The organism is Niabella sp. ZPM-14 (genome assembly GCF_055693045.2).
This window is the reverse complement of sequence record NZ_CM181148.1, coordinates 3207523-3224813: the sequence shown is the minus strand read 5'-3', so window position 1 is coordinate 3224813 and position 17291 is coordinate 3207523. Positions and strand designations below refer to the sequence as shown.

The 17291-nt window shown below is 45.7% G+C and carries 17 protein-coding genes; 10 read left to right on the top strand and 7 right to left on the bottom strand.

Annotated elements, in window-relative coordinates:
- The first annotated feature begins 1 nt into the window (after position 1).
- From ACU37H_RS13740 to ACU37H_RS13730, 3 genes are all read left to right on the top strand, one after another.
- Positions 2-853, top strand: a complete 852-nt coding sequence (locus ACU37H_RS13740) for a TraR/DksA family transcriptional regulator (RefSeq protein WP_472703537.1) — start codon at positions 2-4, stop codon at positions 851-853.
- Positions 854-929: 76 nt separating this feature from the next.
- Positions 930-1604: a hypothetical protein gene (locus tag ACU37H_RS13735; protein ID WP_472703538.1), complete on the top strand. Its 675-nt coding sequence runs from the start codon at positions 930-932 to the stop codon at positions 1602-1604.
- 46 nt (positions 1605-1650) lie between these two features.
- Positions 1651-2121: a YcxB family protein gene (locus ACU37H_RS13730; RefSeq protein WP_472703539.1), complete on the top strand. Its 471-nt coding sequence runs from the start codon at positions 1651-1653 to the stop codon at positions 2119-2121.
- Positions 2122-2126: 5 nt separating this feature from the next.
- Here the strand turns inward: ACU37H_RS13730 and ACU37H_RS13725 are convergent, their stop codons facing one another.
- On the bottom strand, positions 2127-2555 hold the full coding sequence (locus ACU37H_RS13725) for a GNAT family N-acetyltransferase (protein WP_472703540.1): 429 nt from the start codon (positions 2553-2555) through the stop codon (positions 2127-2129).
- A 177-nt stretch (positions 2556-2732) separates the two neighbouring features.
- Between ACU37H_RS13725 and ACU37H_RS13720 the strand changes: the two genes are divergently transcribed.
- The 3 genes from ACU37H_RS13720 (at position 2733) to rnc (ending at position 5077) form a co-directional block, all read left to right on the top strand.
- Positions 2733-2969 carry an acyl carrier protein gene (locus tag ACU37H_RS13720; RefSeq protein ID WP_114792255.1) on the top strand — a complete coding sequence of 79 codons (237 nt, stop codon included), beginning with the start codon at positions 2733-2735 and terminating at the stop codon, positions 2967-2969.
- Between the two features lie 127 nt (positions 2970-3096).
- Entirely contained in the window at positions 3097-4347 is a 1251-nt protein-coding gene (gene fabF, locus ACU37H_RS13715) for a beta-ketoacyl-ACP synthase II (protein WP_472703541.1), read from the top strand.
- Between the two features lies 1 nt (position 4348).
- Positions 4349-5077, top strand: a complete 729-nt coding sequence (gene rnc, locus ACU37H_RS13710) for a ribonuclease III (protein WP_472703542.1) — start codon at positions 4349-4351, stop codon at positions 5075-5077.
- Here the strand turns inward: rnc and ACU37H_RS13705 are convergent.
- Complete coding sequence (locus tag ACU37H_RS13705) at positions 5074-5235, bottom strand: hypothetical protein (protein ID WP_472703543.1); 162 nt, start codon at positions 5233-5235, stop codon at positions 5074-5076. The genes rnc and ACU37H_RS13705 overlap by 4 nt on opposite strands.
- 74 nt (positions 5236-5309) lie before the next feature.
- Here ACU37H_RS13705 and ACU37H_RS13700 point away from each other — a divergent pair, with 74 nt between their 5' ends.
- A complete protein-coding gene (locus ACU37H_RS13700) occupies positions 5310-6476 on the top strand; it encodes a cysteine desulfurase family protein (RefSeq protein WP_472703544.1) in 1167 nt (388 codons plus the stop codon).
- 11 nt (positions 6477-6487) lie between these two features.
- Here the strand turns inward: ACU37H_RS13700 and ACU37H_RS13695 are convergent, their stop codons facing one another.
- Positions 6488-7549 (bottom strand): DUF7151 family protein, encoded by a 1062-nt coding sequence (locus ACU37H_RS13695; RefSeq protein ID WP_472703545.1) that lies wholly within the window; start codon positions 7547-7549, stop codon positions 6488-6490.
- Between the two features lie 319 nt (positions 7550-7868).
- Here ACU37H_RS13695 and ACU37H_RS13690 point away from each other — a divergent pair, with 319 nt between their 5' ends.
- Positions 7869-9233, top strand: a complete 1365-nt coding sequence (locus tag ACU37H_RS13690; RefSeq protein WP_472703546.1) for a dipeptidase — start codon at positions 7869-7871, stop codon at positions 9231-9233.
- A gap of 20 nt (positions 9234-9253) precedes the next feature.
- Complete coding sequence (locus ACU37H_RS13685) at positions 9254-9712, top strand: GNAT family N-acetyltransferase (protein WP_472703547.1); 459 nt, start codon at positions 9254-9256, stop codon at positions 9710-9712.
- A 217-nt stretch (positions 9713-9929) separates the two neighbouring features.
- Here ACU37H_RS13685 and ACU37H_RS13680 read toward each other — a convergent pair whose 3' ends face one another.
- The 4 genes from ACU37H_RS13680 to ACU37H_RS13665 all read right to left on the bottom strand — a co-directional run bounded on the left by ACU37H_RS13680 (position 9930) and on the right by ACU37H_RS13665 (position 16719).
- Positions 9930-11066, bottom strand: a complete 1137-nt coding sequence (locus ACU37H_RS13680; protein ID WP_472703548.1) for a cytochrome-c peroxidase — start codon at positions 11064-11066, stop codon at positions 9930-9932.
- A gap of 18 nt (positions 11067-11084) precedes the next feature.
- Positions 11085-12578 carry a DUF6850 family outer membrane beta-barrel protein gene (locus ACU37H_RS13675; RefSeq protein WP_472703549.1) on the bottom strand — a complete coding sequence of 498 codons (1494 nt, stop codon included), beginning with the start codon at positions 12576-12578 and terminating at the stop codon, positions 11085-11087.
- Between the two features lie 81 nt (positions 12579-12659).
- Positions 12660-14048, bottom strand: coding sequence for a DUF4876 domain-containing protein (locus ACU37H_RS13670; protein ID WP_472703550.1), 1389 nt, complete (start codon positions 14046-14048; stop codon positions 12660-12662).
- Between the two features lie 7 nt (positions 14049-14055).
- Positions 14056-16719 carry a TonB-dependent receptor gene (locus ACU37H_RS13665; protein ID WP_472703551.1) on the bottom strand — a complete coding sequence of 888 codons (2664 nt, stop codon included), beginning with the start codon at positions 16717-16719 and terminating at the stop codon, positions 14056-14058.
- A 161-nt stretch (positions 16720-16880) separates the two neighbouring features.
- On the opposite strand from ACU37H_RS13665, the gene ACU37H_RS13660 reads away from it, so the two are divergent.
- Entirely contained in the window at positions 16881-17267 is a 387-nt protein-coding gene (locus ACU37H_RS13660; protein ID WP_472703552.1) for an RNA-binding S4 domain-containing protein, read from the top strand.
- Positions 17268-17291: the final 24 nt, after the last annotated feature.

Genomic DNA, 17291 nt, shown 5'->3' with positions numbered 1-17291 from the left:
AATGGCGACAAAAAAAAGCGTACCAGCTAAAAAAGCGACACCCGCTAAAAAGCAAAGCAAAACAGCGGTAAAACCGGCTGCAAAGGCAGCGGCCAAAAAAGCTACGCCCGCAAAAGCGGCTCCCAAAAAAGCGGCTCCGGCAAAGAAAGTTACAAAAGCTGCTCCTAAGGCTGCTCCTAAAAAAACTGCTGCGGCCAAAGCTGCACCCAAAAAGGCTGCCCCGGTAAAAGCTGTTGCAAAAGCTGCTACCAAGCCGCCTGTTACTGCAAAAAGCAAAGCTACCGCCGCTAAAGTGCCTGCTCAAAAAGTTGCTGCCGCTCCTGCTAAAAGCGCGAAAAAACCAGCTGCCAAGGTTACCCCCAAAAAGGAACAGTCTGCAAAACCTCCGGTTGTACCTAAGCTTTCAACAAAAAGTTCAGTGAAATATCAACCGGATTTTACAAAAAGTATATTAGACACCCCTAAAAACGAAAAAGTGAAATCAGTAGTAAGATATTCAGACAGTGACCTGCAGGAGTTTAAGGAAATTATCCTAAGAAAGCTAGATGCCGCAAAAAAAGAGTTGGCCTATTTACAGGGGCTTATTACCCGCCGGGACGAAGGGGGTGATATGGACGAAGGTCGCTACATGACAATGGAGGATGGAAGCGTGAGCATGGAGCGCGAACAACTGAGCCAGTTGGCCAGCCGCCAGATTACATTTATCGATCACCTGGAAAAAGCGTTAATGCGCGTGGAAAATAAAACGTACGGTATTTGCCGGGTTACCGGTAACCTGATCGACAAAGCCCGTCTCCGCGCCGTTCCGCACGCTACTTTGAGCATCGAGGCGAAGTCTATGATGAACAAATAAACTTCATGAGCCAGTTAAATAATTCAAGCGGAGCGCCGATAGCTCCGCTTTTTTTATTTTTACACTTTATCGCCGCATGAGAAAAATTGCTTCATATATTTTATTAGTCTTTATTTTTTGGACAGGGCGGCCTTGCTTCGGACAGCAAGCCGGTGACAGCGCCGCGATAGCGCGCATTCATACTGCCGATGAGCAGCTCGTGGCAGCCAGCTACGAGAGCTATAAAAATGCGATCCTGAAAGATCAGGGAGCAGCGGCTTTCAGTTGGGTAGACAGCAGAACCCTGACCTATTTTGACAATATATTAACCCTGGCGAAAACGGCGGACTCTCTAAAACTTGAAACTTTGCCTGTTCTCGATAAGATCATGGTCCTTACCGTCAGGCACCGCGTGTCGAAAGAATCACTCCTGAAGTTTAACGGAACAAACCTGTTTATATATGCCGTAGATCACGGAATGGTCGGAAAGAATGGTGTGATGAATAGCACGATAGGTGATATCATGGTTTCCGGAAATTTTGCGAAAGGGCAAGCGGTCGTAGGCGGGAAGGCACAGCCCTTCTATTACCATTTTTATAAGGAGCAGGGAAAATGGAGGATCGACCTCACGGCTTTGTTCCCGCTTTCGGGCGCCGCATTCCGGCAGATGATCCAACAAGCGGATCAATCCGAGAACGAATTTATACTTTGGATATTAGAAAATCTTTCCGGCAAAAAGCCCGGCCCCGAGATCTGGCGACCGGTCGGGTGATCTATAAAGCAGTTCACTTTATCTTTAAAAAGGCACAACTCAAAAGATGACCATCACATTTGACTACAACAAAAAGCAGGTAATACAGGCGTTACGCTATCATTTTATATCGAAAACGGAGCTCCGGATCATGGTGATCCTGGTCAATGCGTTTGCGATACTCTCCCTTATATTATATATCATGGGCAAAATCACTCCTGTTGCATTCTTGACCTATTCCTTTTTGTGGATCATTCTCATGGTAAGTCTTTGGTTTGTGCTCCCATCTGTGGTCTATAAAAAAGCGGAAACCTTTAAGCACCGGTTCTCGATGCATTTTCATTCAGATGATTTCGTGTTGGAACATGCGCATGGTAAAAGAAGCTGGGCTTACAGTGCTTTGCAAAGTTTTAAAGAAACGCCCAATTTTTTCCACCTGTATTTTGATACCCGTTCGTTCCTGCTGGTTCCGAAAGATGCGTTTGAAACGCTCGAGGACATTCAGGCGCTCCGGGAAATGTTGAAGAGTAAGATCTGAGAACGTCAGATCCGCTTTACCATTAATATATGGGCGATAGAAAGTTTGAAGAACTCTTCGCCGGTGGTCATGTAACCCATTTTTTCATAAAACCCGCTTGCGCTGCTTCGGGCATGCATCGCGATTTCATTGTAGCCGATGTCCCTCGCGATCGTTTCGGCAAACTCCATCAGCGCACGCCCGATCCCCTTTCCCTGAAGCTGGTTTCTTACCGCCATTTGCCTTAACAAAACACCGTTAGCGCCGTCACGTACCAGCATGCAGCAACCCAGCATTTTATCATCCTCAAAGGCTCCGATCAGGATGTTTTCCTGGTCGGCGGCAATGTCAGTTCCTTCCAGCTCCATGCCCAGAGGTTTGCGCAATATTTCGTTGCGCAGTTCCACCATTTGATCGTACTCTTTGGTGCCGTAGTCTATGATTTTTAAAGCCATGAAGGGTCTGGTTTCTTTGCTGATTTTTGCTCGAAAGGCAGCCGAAAAATACCGATTTTTTTCGGCTTAAACCCAAATAATTTGGCCTTCAGGAACATTTTTACATTTTTTTTTGTTTAGTATACTTATTTAGTCAAAAACTCTATTTTTGCACTCAACAAACAAAAACAATCAGATATGTCAGACATTGCATCAAGAGTAAAAAAAATCATCGTTGACAAGTTAGGTGTTGACGAAGCAGAAGTAACTACCGAAGCATCTTTTACCAACGATTTGGGCGCGGATTCTCTGGATACCGTTGAGTTGATTATGGAATTTGAAAAAGAATTCAACATCTCTATTCCTGATGAGCAGGCTGAAACAATTACCACTGTAGGCCAGGCTGTATCGTACTTAGAAGAGCACGCTAAGTAATAATTTTTAGAAAACAAATGCTTCAATTGCCGGTTAAGATCAGGCAAATAATGAACGAAATTTATATCCGCCTTTGAAGTGGTTACCCATACAAAGGCGGTTTTTTTAACGTAGAGCTGCGTAGCTTATGGAATTAAAAAGGGTTGTAATTACTGGCATGGGTGCTTTAACGCCCCTGGGCAATACAGTAGACGAGTATTGGAATGGTTTAATTAACGGCGTTTCGGGAGCAGCACCTATTACCCAGTTTGATGCTTCTAAGTTCAGGACCCGCTTTGCATGCGAGGTAAAGAACTTTGAGGCTACCGACTTTTTAGATAAAAAAGAAGCCCGCAAAATCGACCGCTTTTCACAATTAGCCCTGGTGGCCAGTGATCAGGCTTTTGCCGACGCCGGCCTCAACAAAGACAATTTCAACCCCGACCGGGTGGGTGTGGTATTAGGAAGCGGTATTGGCGGTCTTATCACTTTCCAAAACGAGGTAATGGAGTTCGCAAAAGGCGACGGTACGCCGCGCTTCAACCCGTTCTTTATTCCTAAAATGATCCTGGATATCGCCGCCGGCCAGGTAAGTATGCGCCATGGCCTGCGTGGTCCCAACTATGCGGTGACCAGCGCCTGCGCCAGCAGCACCAACGCCATGATCGATGCGATCAACCTGTTAAGATTGGGCAAAGCCGATATCATTGTAACGGGTGGTAGCGAAGCGGTGATCAGCGAAGCAGGGGTAGGTGGTTTCAACGCCATGAAAGCCATGAGCGAACGCAATGATGACCCCGCCACAGCGAGCAGACCCTACGATAAAGACAGAGACGGATTTGTAATGGGCGAGGCCGCGGGTATTTTGATACTCGAAGAACTGGAACATGCAAAAGCCAGAGGTGCCAAAATCTACTGCGAAGTAGTAGGAGGTGGTGCCAGCGCCGATGCCTATCATATTACAGCGCCCCACCCGGAAGGATTGGGGGCAAAAAATGTAATGCTGGCAGCCCTGAAAGATGCCGGCATGCAGGTTACTGATATAGATTATATCAATACACACGGTACTTCCACACCGCTGGGAGACATTGCCGAAACAAAGGCTATTCTTGATGTCTTCGGAGAACACTCTTATGAATTGAACATCAGCTCGACCAAGAGCATGACCGGTCACTGCCTCGGCGCTGCCGGTGTGATCGAGGCCATTGCCTGTATCAAGAGCGTTATGCACAACATTGTTCCGCCCACTATCAACCATTTTACTGACGATCCCGACCTGGATCCGAAATTAAATTTTACCTTTAACAAAGCTCAACAGCGGGTAGTGAACGCCGCCCTAAGCAATACCTTTGGTTTTGGAGGACACAATGCCTGCGTAATTGTCAAGAAATACAGTTAGTTTGGTAAGTTTTATAAAAGACCTTTTCACCAGAAATTCTGATGCCGCACTCAAGAAAGAGTTGAAAAATATATTGGGCTTCACGCCCGATAATTTTGAACTCTACAAGACTGCGCTCACCCACCGGTCTATCAGCGAAAATGTTGACGAGAACAACGAACGGCTGGAATACCTGGGCGACGCTATCCTGAGCGCTATCACTGCCGACTACCTGTTCAGGAGGTATCCCTATCACGGGGAAGGATTTCTGACAGAGATGCGCAGCAAGATGGTCAATCGACAGCAGCTCAACGACGTGGCGCTGAAGATGGGTCTTAAAAAAATTGCCAAGTTCAATAAGCTTGACAACTGCCTGAAAACAAGCCATATTTTTGGAAACACCCTGGAAGCGCTGGTCGGCGCGATTTACCTGGACTATGGCTACAAGCGTACCTGTCGCTGGGTACAGCAATACATCATCAATCCGCACATGTTCATGGACGAGCTGGAAGTGCTGGAAATCAATCACAAAAACAAACTATACGGCTGGGCCAATAAAAATGGGAAAGCCCTTGAATTTGTCACCCTCAGCGAGAAGATTGAAAACGGACGAAGATTATTTACCATCGCTGCCGTGGTAGACGGCACTACTATCGCGCAAGGAAGTGCCTTCAATAAAAAAGACGCTTCCCAGATTGCCGCCAACGAAGCCCTCAGCCTGCTGGGTATTAACACAGCCGAAACCGTTTAGTAGGCAAGATCCGGATAAACAGCAGTGACCGGGATTCCCTGAACACCCAACCTTCCACTTTCAATAATCATCGCAAAGGTTTGTCCTGATAAAACAAACATGTAACGATTGCTCATTGCATCCTGCTTATCGCTCATCGCCCATTGTCCATTGCTCATTGCTCATTGCCGATTGCTCATTGCCCATCGCCCCTTCTCTATTCATCTACTGGCATTTTAAGTACCTTTATCCTATGACCCAACACGTTCCGGTTTATATGGATTATAGCGCAACCACGCCCTGTGATGAGCGGGTGGTAGCCGAGATGACGCCTTATTTTACCACCTACTTTGGTAATACATCCAGCCGCACGCACAGCTATGGCTGGCAGGCAGAAGCGGCGGTGGAGCAGGCCCGCGAACGGGTGGCACAGCTCATTGGCGCGGATGCACGCGAAATTATTTTTACCTCCGGCGCTACAGAAGCCTGTAACCTGGCGCTGCGCGGTGTGCTGGATATGTACGCCGTAAAAGGAAATCATATCATCACGGCGCGGACGGAACATAAGGCTGTCCTGGACACCTGCAAAACGCTGCAGAAAAAGGGTGCGAATGTGACCTTCCTGGATGTAGACGCAGCCGGACTTATCAGCCTGGAGGCCTTGGAAGAAGCCGTCACACCTGCCACCGTATTAGTGGCGATCATGGCAGCCAACAACGAGACAGGCGTCATACAACCGGTGGAAGAGATCGGCGCTATCTGTAAGCGACATAACGTGCTGTTCTTTTGCGACGCCACCCAGGCGGTTGGAAAAATTCCTGTGTCAGTCAATGAGTGGCAGACAGACCTGATGTGCTTCAGCTCTCATAAAATCTATGGACCCAAGGGTGTGGGTGCGCTTTACATCCGGCGGCGCCATCCGCGCGTCAAGGTAACGCCTCAAATCACCGGTGGCGGACAGGAACAGGAAATCAGGAGCGGCACGCTCAATGTGCCCGGCATTGTCGGTCTTGGTAAAGCCTGCGCCTTATGTGGCGACCAGCTATCGGAAGAGCAAACAAGACTGGAAAATCTGAGAGATCGGCTGAAGCAAGGATTGCTCCGCATACCACAGAGCTTTCTCAATGGGCATAAAACCCGGCGGCTTCCGCATATACTGAATATTTCCTTCGCTCAGCTGAACAGCAGTCAACTCCTGGCGGCACTGAATAGAACGATCGCACTTTCGTCGGGATCGGCATGTACGAGTGGCAGCCTCGATCCCTCCTATGTGCTTTCGGCAATGGGACTTGACGAATCGCTTTCGCGTTCAGCCCTCCGGTTCAGCATAGGCCGATTCACCACCGAAGCAGACATCGACCAGGCGATAACAGCAGTTACCCAACAAGTGGCACTGCTCCGGAGTCAGATCCCTTTATAAAGATTCAGCAATTAATCTACCACCAACAGACCCACGGTTACATTGGTGAACCCATCACAAAAAGTATTCACCGCACAGCGGTTGTCTAAAAGGATCGTAGTAGCGTTTTGTAGGGTCGTGGTCACACCCGTGTTGTTACTCAGAACAATGGTCTTCTGAATGTTTACGCTTTTGCTGATCGTTCCGGTATATCGACCTACACCCGTTCTCGCCCAGGTGATCGTGATGTCAAGATTGTTGACCAGCGGTATTCCGACGGGCGCTCCTGTACCCACCTGGCTCACCACCGAGGCATATACACGGTTGGCGTTACACATATAAGTGGTGTTGGTGATTTCAGTTGCATCCAGCACATTGTTACGATTCTGATCTAAACCATAGTTGATCCGGTTGCCACCTCCTGCACAGTTGGCGCCGATGGGCTCCGCAACAACGCTTACGAGGCTGTTCAATCCGTTGCTACCATTGCTTCCGGAAGTATTACAGATATAAGAAGAGGTGGTCACTTCATTATTGTCCAGCACATTGTTCCGGTTTTGATCCAGGCCGTAGTTAATTTTTTTACCACCGTTGGCGCAGTTGGTACCGGCAGATTCATCTACCACCGCCACCAGGGTATTGAACCCATTCGCTCCCGTGCCGCCGCTCTGACCGGGTGCACCATTACAAATGAACTGTGTGTTTTTAATTTCAGTGGTTTCCAGCGTGCCGTTGGCGTTAATGTCCAGGCCCGAATTGACCTTGTATCCTCCGTTTGCACAATTCTGGCCTGCAGGCTCCGCCACGAAGGAGATCAGTGAGTTGATGCCACTGGTTCCGCCGCCCACGCCATTACAGATGTATTTGGTGTTTTGGATTTCGGCAGCTTCCAGTGTGCCGTTATTGTTCTTATCAATACCTGTCACCACCTTATAGCCGCCATTGGTGCAGTTGGCGCCGGCCGGTTCGTTGATAAAATCGATCAGACTTGTTTTTCCGTCAGCACCGTCGGTACCATCGGTTCCGTCACTGCCTTTCGAGCAGGATAATAGAATGACACTTAGCACGAGGAGGGCAGTTGCGCAGCTTTTCATTGTTGAATGTTTGGGTAAAGAGAGTCAGTTTGTTTAGGTCGCGAAATTAAGGCGAACCCGTTAAGAATCAGACAAACAATGGTTATTAAATTTTAAAACGCTCCTCTGAACGCGTCAATCCATCACGCTTTTTCCAGTCAGCGGTTGACTTACCTTTTCTGCGGATTTTGTACATAAGGTAAATCTGTTACCTTCGTGACCTACATTACATATTATTTATATGGAATAGTAAGAAAGGTATCACACTCCCCAAGGGAGCGCTTTTTAGCTATTCCTGCCCGTTTACCGAGGGGCAATGAACTTAAAAAAAAACAGACACATGAATAACGTTTGGACCGCATACCAGGAGCAGCACAAAGAACGCTTTCTGCAGGAGATGATGGATCTGCTGCGCATACCATCAGTTAGTGCTAAAAGCGAACATAAGGAAGATATGATCACTTGTGCCGAGGCCGTAAAAGCGTCTTTGCTGGCCAGCGGTTGTGATAAGGCTGAAGTGATGGAAACCGGCGGACACCCGGTGGTGTATGGCGAGAAGATCACAGATCCTGCAAAACCTACAGTACTGGTATACGGACATTACGACGTGCAACCTGCGGAGCCGCTGGAATTGTGGAAGACGCCGCCTTTTGAACCCACCATTGCAGACGGTAAAGTATTTGCCCGCGGCAGCGCTGATGACAAAGGCCAGTTCTACATGCATGTAAAAGCCCTGGAAACTATGGTGAAAACCGACACCATGGCGACAAACATTAAATTCATTATTGAAGGGGAAGAGGAAGTGGGATCGCCCAACCTGGGAAAATTTGTAGCGGCCAATAAAGAGCTTTTAAAAGCAGATGTGATACTGATCAGCGACAGTTCATTACTGAGCATGGAAAACCCTTCTCTGGACACCGGCGTGAGAGGCTTAAGCTATATTGAAGTGGAGGTAGCGGCAGCGGCACGCGATCTGCATAGCGGCACTTATGGAGGCGCTGTGGCCAACCCGATCGTGATCTTGTCAAAGATGATCGCGAGCTGCCACGATGAAAACAATCATATCACAATTCCCGGTTTTTATGACGACGTGCAAACGTTCTCAGACGAAGAACGCGAACTGATCAATAAAGCGCCTTTTGACGAAAAGGAGTATAAAGACGAGATAGGCATCAAAGAGCTTTGGGGTGAAAAAGGGTACAGCACTTATGAGCGGACCGGCATCAGGCCAACACTGGAGCTGAACGGTATATGGGGCGGCTACACAGGTGAAGGAGCGAAAACCGTTTTACCGGCCAAGGCTACGGCGAAGATATCAGCCCGGCTCGTGCCTAATCAAACCAGTGATAAAATAACCCAATTGCTGTTGGATCACTTCAGAAAAATAGCTCCTTCCAGCGTGACCGTCAATGCGTTTGAGCATCACGGCGGTGAGCCTTATGGCACGCCCATAGACAGCAAAGGATACCAGGCGGCCAGCAAAGCACTGGAAACCACGTTTGGCAAAACGCCGATTCCCGTAAAAGGCGGCGGAAGTATTCCTATCTGTCATACTTTGGAAAGTGAACTGGGCACCAAGATCATTTTTATGGGATTTGGCCTGGATAATGACGGACTTCACAGTCCGAACGAAAAGTACAATATTGAGAACTATTACAAAGGCATAGAGGCCATCCCCTATTTCCATCAATTTTTTGCAGAATAAATTTTTCAGGAAGGAACAGTATGGGACAGATCCAATCTTACAAACCTGAGTGGGCCGGCTATTTCAAGCAATACAATATGGCCTGGCTGGAAGCCTATTTCGTGCCCGAACCGTATGATGTGGAAGTGTTGTCTAACCCGGAACAATACATATTAGACAAAGGCGGCAATATTTATTTTGTAGTAGAAGACGGCGTGCCTAAAGGGACCGTGGCGTTGATGTACAACGAACATCACGAACTCGAGCTTACTAAAATGGCGGTAACGCCATCAGCCCAGGGAAAGGGATATGCGAACCTGCTGATACAACATTGTATTGATGAAGCAAAAGCGAAAGGACATGCAGAGCTGGTCTTATATTCAAATACTAAACTGACGCCGGCTATCACGTTGTATCGGAAGTTTGGCTTTGAAGAAGTACCCGTAGGGTCAGCCTCCTATGAACGGTGCAATATAAAAATGATCAAGCGCCTTAGTTGATTATGTCGCAATACCACGAATGCCCGAAGGTAGGGTAGCTATACTGGCTGTCAACTAAGCATGCAGATAAGTCATTAAGCAAGTAGAGATTAACGTATTCTAGCTGTGTATTCGTGGCAGCGTGTAAAGTTCAAAGATGTTGACGATGATCACCGCGTCAGACCGGGACGGTCTGACGCCCCGGAGCTCGCGGCTTACTCTAAATGAAACTCCGGCCTTACTTCGGCAGCTCCGGTCGTCGCATCCGGTAAGGCACGCCGGTAAGTGTGTGTAAAAACGAAATCAATTGCGCCTTTTCTTCCTTTGTCAATTGTAACGGCTGCATTAACCGGTCGGTCTTGGGAAACATAGGATCCGCCTTTTGCTCCTCCGTTTTAGGTTTCTGAGGCATGCCGCTATTGTACATATTGATCACGCCTTCCAGGTTGTCAAACAAACCGTTGTGCATCCAGGGACGTGTTCTTTCGAGCTCCCGCAAAGATGGCGTTCTGAACTTCCCCACATCTTCCTTGTTTTTGGTGATATTATACAATCCAAGATCTTCATATTTTCTTTTATAGTAGGTGAGGCCAATATTATGAAAGCTGGTATCTGTAAGGTATGGGCCACTATGGCAGTTCATACACCTGGCTTTGGTCCTGAATAAATGCAGTCCGGCAATTTCATCATCCGAAAACTCGTTATAGTCACCTTTGATAAACTGATCAAAGCGGGTATTGCGGCTTCGTATCACCTGTTGAAAAGCGCCCAATGCCCTGGCGATCCTGTCAAAATCAACGGCACCGTCTCCATAAGCGTCGCGGAACAACGCTTCGTAGCCTTTAATCTTTGAAAGCTTATCGGGCAACGCCGGCACATCCATATTCATCTCATGATGCGCGCTTAGGGGCTCTACCATTTGTGACTCAAAGTCCCGGGCACGCCCGTCCCAGAACAATTTTTTTTGAATGAATACGTTCAAAAGGCTTTGAGTATTCCGTTGTCCCTGCAGGTGATCGTTTCCCAAAGCCACTACCCTTCCGTCCTGCCAGGCCAGGTCCGGATCATGACAACTGCTGCAGGATATCTGGCTGGAACCGGAAAGACGCGGATCGAAGAAAAGATACATACCCAGCCGTGTTACGGGGTTTTTATCGATCGACAACCAGCCAGTGTCCTTAGCGATCGGTGCGAGTTCGCTCCAGATAGCTCCCGAATCGATCGTGGGTTGCGGCCATTGACCAACCGGTCGGCTATACAGGTTTCTCAACGAGTCGTTGTAATTCTTAAAAAGTTGAGCAGAGTAATTGGTATAAGAAAAGGACGAGATACCAATTACTATGATGATAGTTAAAACGAGAGAGGCTTTACGCATAGAGTTATAAAAATTAAGCTAGAACTGCAACATACCGATAGTGAAATGCCATGACAACCTATTTTTTCCGGGAAAGCTCATCGCAGGGACATTCGCATCCGTTAAATCCATGCTCCTATACTGCATGTTAAATTGTACATATGGATTAACCTTTTTAAAAGAGAATGAATATTTGAGCTCCAGATTAGTGGTAATCGCTGGAGAGTTGTAGTAATAGTAATCCCTGTACACTACGTTTTCAATAAATTCTGTGACCTGCGTGACAGTTGTAAGGCTGGCAGATTGGGGCTTATATATTCCGCCGCCTGCGGATGTTTTAAAAAATGATCGGGGCGACAAATACCAGAAATATCCACCGAACGCATTGACATTGATATATTGGTAAGCCGTTCTCAGAGCATTGGTCCCGTCAGCTCTTAATAAATAATTCAAATCCATCGATCCCCCCAATTCATACTGTGGCCCATCATTCCGTTTGTGTTCAAACAATGGTGACAAGCCTATACTTTCATATAGATATACGTAGTTGTTGCCTCCATAAACAATGTTATAGTCATTGCCAGAGTGATTTTGATAATCCAGTTTCACATTCCATACGTTCTTTGATGATTTATATTTCCACCACAACACAGCGTCCCAAAAGTCTTCATAATATTTGCCATACTCATCTTCATTTATTCCTACCGTACTTTGAGCCGCCCGGCTATAAAACCTGGAACGTGTTTTTGTGTTCACTGCCTTAACGGTAAATTCACCAAAATTAAAAGCGCCGTCGTATAGCCCCACGATTTTTGAACCGGTAATATTTCCCGTCAAATCCAGTATGAAAGCTTTATTGTTTTGGGCACCGTAGCCTTCCTGAAGCCAGGTGATATATTCAGGATATTGCATGCTGTTCCGGTAATCTCCGTTTTGATATCCCACCCGCGTGTCCTCACTGCCTCTAATAAGTCCGGCCTGTACCCCGGCCTTATGTTTGGTTAAAAACTTTAGTGCAACTGCCGCATCAATATTCATTTTGTATGTAAAATATTCCGGCCGGGGGTCATTGCTGCGCCACCAATTGGCAGTGTAGTAGTCTATACCTGCCCCAACGATCAACTTGTCATTCATCAGTAGCCTCGAAACGGTACCATTTAATGAATAATCGATTGCCTTCCAATTACCCTTCCGGGATGCATATAAATAATAAGGTGCTGAATTAGATAAATCGTTCCGAAATGTGTAAGCAATGCTATCTGCATTCCGGTTTCTGTAACCAAAGCTTCCGCCGACAATGTACTTTTTTAACCGCCTTGAGCCTTCCGTGCTAAAATGAAAACTTTGTTCATCCGGAGACTCCTGGGCAAATATGTTGTCTCCCTTTTTATTTAAATAACCCAGGTTAATATCCAGATACCTGATTGAATCCACATTAGCCTGGGTTACGGGATCTGATAAATTAAAACGGTAATTGTTCTCATAATTCCTGGTATGCAAAGAAGCAGGCGAAATATCCTTCTGCGCCACCATTGACGTTGATATGCAGAACAAGAAAGATAAGAGAAGAATTACTTTGTTCATCATCACTGTAGAAGCAGATTAAAACGACTATTATTTAAATGCGCCTGGAGCAGCCTTAGGTAAATAATCAAAATCATTAGTAGAGTTATTGGTATCCATTAATACGACCCGGCCGTTTATGATCTTCGCAGTCTTTCTTATAGCAGACTGTGAACTGTATAAACCACCAGGCACATTTGTTACTCCGCCATCGAGCGAAGCCACCAGTCGTCTTGGATGGCGATTGTTCACTATGGTATTCTGCACCTGGACAGCATCTATAATAATAGAGTTAGGTACTTGATAATATAAGTCGGTAGCCGCTGTAATAGCGGTTTCAGAGGGGTCAGGATACTTGGGATAACTATTTGGATTTGCGGGCTGACCATAGGCAGGAAATGGTTTGTCACTTTTAAAAATAAAATAAGCGTCTCTGCCTGTTAAATCCAAAATCAGATCTCTGTCACCACCCGTTTCGCAGACAATTACATTTTCAACATTGGTGTTATCAACATCTGAAGAAAAGGGGTTTGTTATTATATTTCGTAAAAAGACTTCAAGGTGGGCATTGCTTAAATCAACAGTTAAAGAAGGATCTTTTACCGTGATCGCATTGCCATCGGCGCCAACATAAGCAGCCTGATGATTTTGCGCAGAGGCTGCGACTACAATACTTTTTCCAGGCAATACCGGATGATCTTTTCCATTGCCTGGTATTCTAAACAACGTGCGAATATACACATGGTCGTTATTTGCTGAAGCTCCCATCGTTGGGGACATGCCTAACGATTTACTCCAATCAAATTGTTTATATAAGATATCGTTCGGATTTGAAATATAATATCCTTTCTCGATGTCAATGCTTCTTAAAGTGCTACCAGACCCCGCCAAAACACCAAAATACAAGCTGTCCGCATACAATGTGTCGTTTGAATTATTATAGATCTCAATAAATTGGTCTCTGAAAGCAGCGGCCTGTCCTCCGCTACCTTCATAATATATCTGCTTAATGACCCAGTCGCCGATCCTACCGGCCGATAAAGGCAACGTAATGTTGTTGGATGTTGTACCGTTTAAAGTAATATTGTTTAATACTGCGTTAAACACTACTTCCTCCTGGTTCACAACCAGCCCGGTCTTGTCCTCATAAAGAGCCTTTGCTACTCTGAAAGTAGCTTCAACATTATAAACGCCGGGAGTCACGCCATTAAAAACGGCCTCACCACTGTTGTCAGTCATTTTAGATAAAGCTGAATTCGTTGTCGTGTTTTTTAATGTGATACTGATGTCTGACAAAGGGAATCCATAATCTTTATTAGATTCGTCATAGCCGGCTTTCGCAACTATAGTAATGGGTTGAACTCCGGGGATGATATCATCTTTTTTACAGGATGAAATCAAAACTAAAATTAGCAGTGTTACCAATAATGACTGTTTCATATTTCTCTTATTTAATTGTTATAGTTAATTCGGCGCCATAGGAAGGCTGCCCGTTATAGTAATTAATGCCCGACTCAGTAGTCTCTTTTGGTCTTATGTTTAAAAAGTTATAAGCATTAAAGGAAAATCTAAGATTGTTACCAATCTCCTTGCTTAACCGTGCATGTAAGTTTGCATACACAAATTTGGGTTTATGGGTGGTGGCGAGTCTGGGATTGCTTTCTAACAAATGCGCATATTGTTGCGACATCGCCTGCTCGGGTGTTAACGAAAAGAATTCAAAATCTTTAGTATAATATCCGACAGGGTAGATGGCTGAAGAAAGTAGTTCTTGTTTGCTCACCCAAAATATTTCCCCGGTTAGTATTACTGCCATCCGCAGCTTAGGAATATGTGTGTTAGAGATCGCGGTAGATTTTATCGCAGTGCCTTTATTTTCGTTTCGTCTAAACACACCATACACAGCTTCCATATCAAACCTCGGCTCATCTGGTATTCTGGTATACGTGCCGTTTTGCTTATAATACGTACTATACCATGCGAAGCTTCCGCTGAATGATGTTTGGAGCGTTTGAATTTTCTCCGTATTGAGCATGAGTTCAACACCGTTACTGCGTGCGTAATTACCATTTTCAATTTTGTTATAGTTCTTTGTGTATACGACAGTCGAATCAGGTATGACACTATATGTGGGTTTCATACCGGGAACAGAACTAATCTGATAAACCGGTAATTCAATATGGAATAACCGGGTTGCAGGCGAAAATCCATTGATAGCGGTTGATCTGGATAAAGTGGCAGATAGGTTGATTTTTTTGTAATTATAGTTGACGCCTGTCTCATAGGTGTAACTTTTGTAAGGCTTCAGCGCTTCATTTTGCATGGCTATTACCTGGGTATATGCTAAGTACACGCTTTCATTTACCGAACCATTATAGGCATCCGCTAAGGGAATATCAATATAAACGTCGCCGGGGCTTATCTGAGATAAAGACGGAGCTTTTGTGGCAATACCATAGGCAGCATGCCAGTTTAGCCGTTTATTGATCTTATAACTGAGATTAATCCTGGGTGAAACGGTAAAGAAATTATTCTGAATATCGCCCCTGATACCCGCATTAGCAGAAAAGGACCTTCCAAATAATTTTGTGCTCAAATTGTTTTGCACGTAAACTCCCACATTTTGCAAATCAGGTGTTCTGTAATACGGCCTGTTGCGGGATTGGTCATCAAACCTCGGTCTGTCCGAATCCACAATAATTCCTGCTCCCTTGTTTGCATTATAACTGTAATTAACCCCGACGGACAAATGATATCCGCCACCATTTAATTTTAAGGAAGTATTGGTTTCGACTCTTGCAGAAGCGCTCACCGGTTTACCGATGATTTGCCTTACGGCCAGATAATATCCTGCCACATAATATCCCTCATGGATCCCGGTCTCCGTAGCGTCGACAATGGGTTTTGCAATTGCAGAATTCAAATAAAACTGATCATACGATTCCTGGACGCCCCACCTGTAGTTGGCCTGCACATAAATATTATCAAGCCAGGGCTTTTTAATAGTAAGAGTCGACCTGTTGTTAATCCCGACGCTCCAATTGGTAAACTTTGCGCCTCTATCGTCTTTAGCATCCGGATCTATTTTAAAGTGGTCCATGGTATTCGAATAATCCACACTTACAGTATTTTTAAACGAGGACCGCTGATAGCTCCACATAAGATTACCTGAAACCCTTTCATAGGATTTCAACCTATTTCTAGGATCATCATTACTATTCAAAAAGTTTAAACTGAAATTGACGGCTCCGAGCCGCGGCGACAAACGCATACCTTTAGAAAGCGCAACATTTTGGGTAGCCTCATTATTTCTTAAGTTGAGCCTCCACGGTGTGACGCCCGCCTGACGATCAATAATGACCATCCCGGCGCTATAATCTCCATACCTTGCAGATGCCACACCGGAAACGACCTCGATCCGTTCAATATTTTCTACAGGTATTTCCCTTAAATCAACACCGTTGTCAGCTCTGGCAGTATTGCCATAATAGCCATACAGCGTTCCGTTTCGATATTCTTTGCTTGACTCTGGCGGATTAATCTCGCGCGCCGAGCCCCTGACGTTTAAACTCATCGATTGCATATTGGCGTCGTTCGATAACACGGCATCATCCATAACAACCGAAATTCCAAAGGAATTATTTCTGGCTGCCATCCCATTCATAGGCGTGGCGTCCCTAAGAGTTAACATCTGCGGGCCTTGTATCGAAACGTTAGCCTTAAGTATTGTTTTGCCAGGCAAATAATTTAATACATTCGCTATGCTGAGCGACTGCGACTGTTCTATAGCTTCCCTGTCAAATACGATAGAGGAGTTAGACGTATTCGTTTTTTTCCTAACACTGCTTACTTCGACTTCTGGTAACGATAGGTTCAAATCCAATAATATAAACGTCTGAGATGTAGACAAATCAGAGAGATTCAGCTCTTTGGTTACCGTCCGTTTCCCAACACTTGAAGCTGTAACATGAAATTTGCTTAATGTACCCGGTATCCTGATCAGAAAACTTCCTGATGTGGTAGTAATAGTACGCGAGCCAATCTCATCAATCTGTATCGTAGCAAACTCAATGGGCTTCTTATTTCCGTCAACCACAATGCCTTTAAGCATTTGCGCTTGTTGAGCAAATAAGGTGAGGGGCGTTAAGACAGTCAATAAAAAGCAGCAACAGAAATATTTAGCGGCTAATCTCTTCATTTCAGGCCGCAAAACTACCTCTGCCTTTTGTGTGGATGTTTACGAAATGCGGAAAAATTACAATCTTTGCTATTATGGACAAGGAGAAATTGAGACTCGACAAATATCTCTGGTCTATCCGCTTGTTTAAAACAAGAAGGCTGGCCACGGATGCCTGTAACGATAACCGGGTGAAATATCAGGAAGAACCGGCTAAGCCAGGTAAGAATGTGCACCTGGGAGATATTTATGATGTGCGTACCGAAGGACGCAAGTGGCGCATCAAAGTAACGGGGCTGCTGCATACCCGCGTTAAATATGAAGAAGCCGTTAAACATTATGTCGATCTCACGCCGCCAGAGGAATTAGAAAAGGCGAAAATGCAGGCTGCCTCTTTTTACAGCGGCAAGCGCCTGAGTAAAATCGGCCGCCCCACGAAGAAAGAACGCCGCGACCTCGACGACTTTATGGATGGTGAATAAACACGTAGATTTGAACGCTGGACT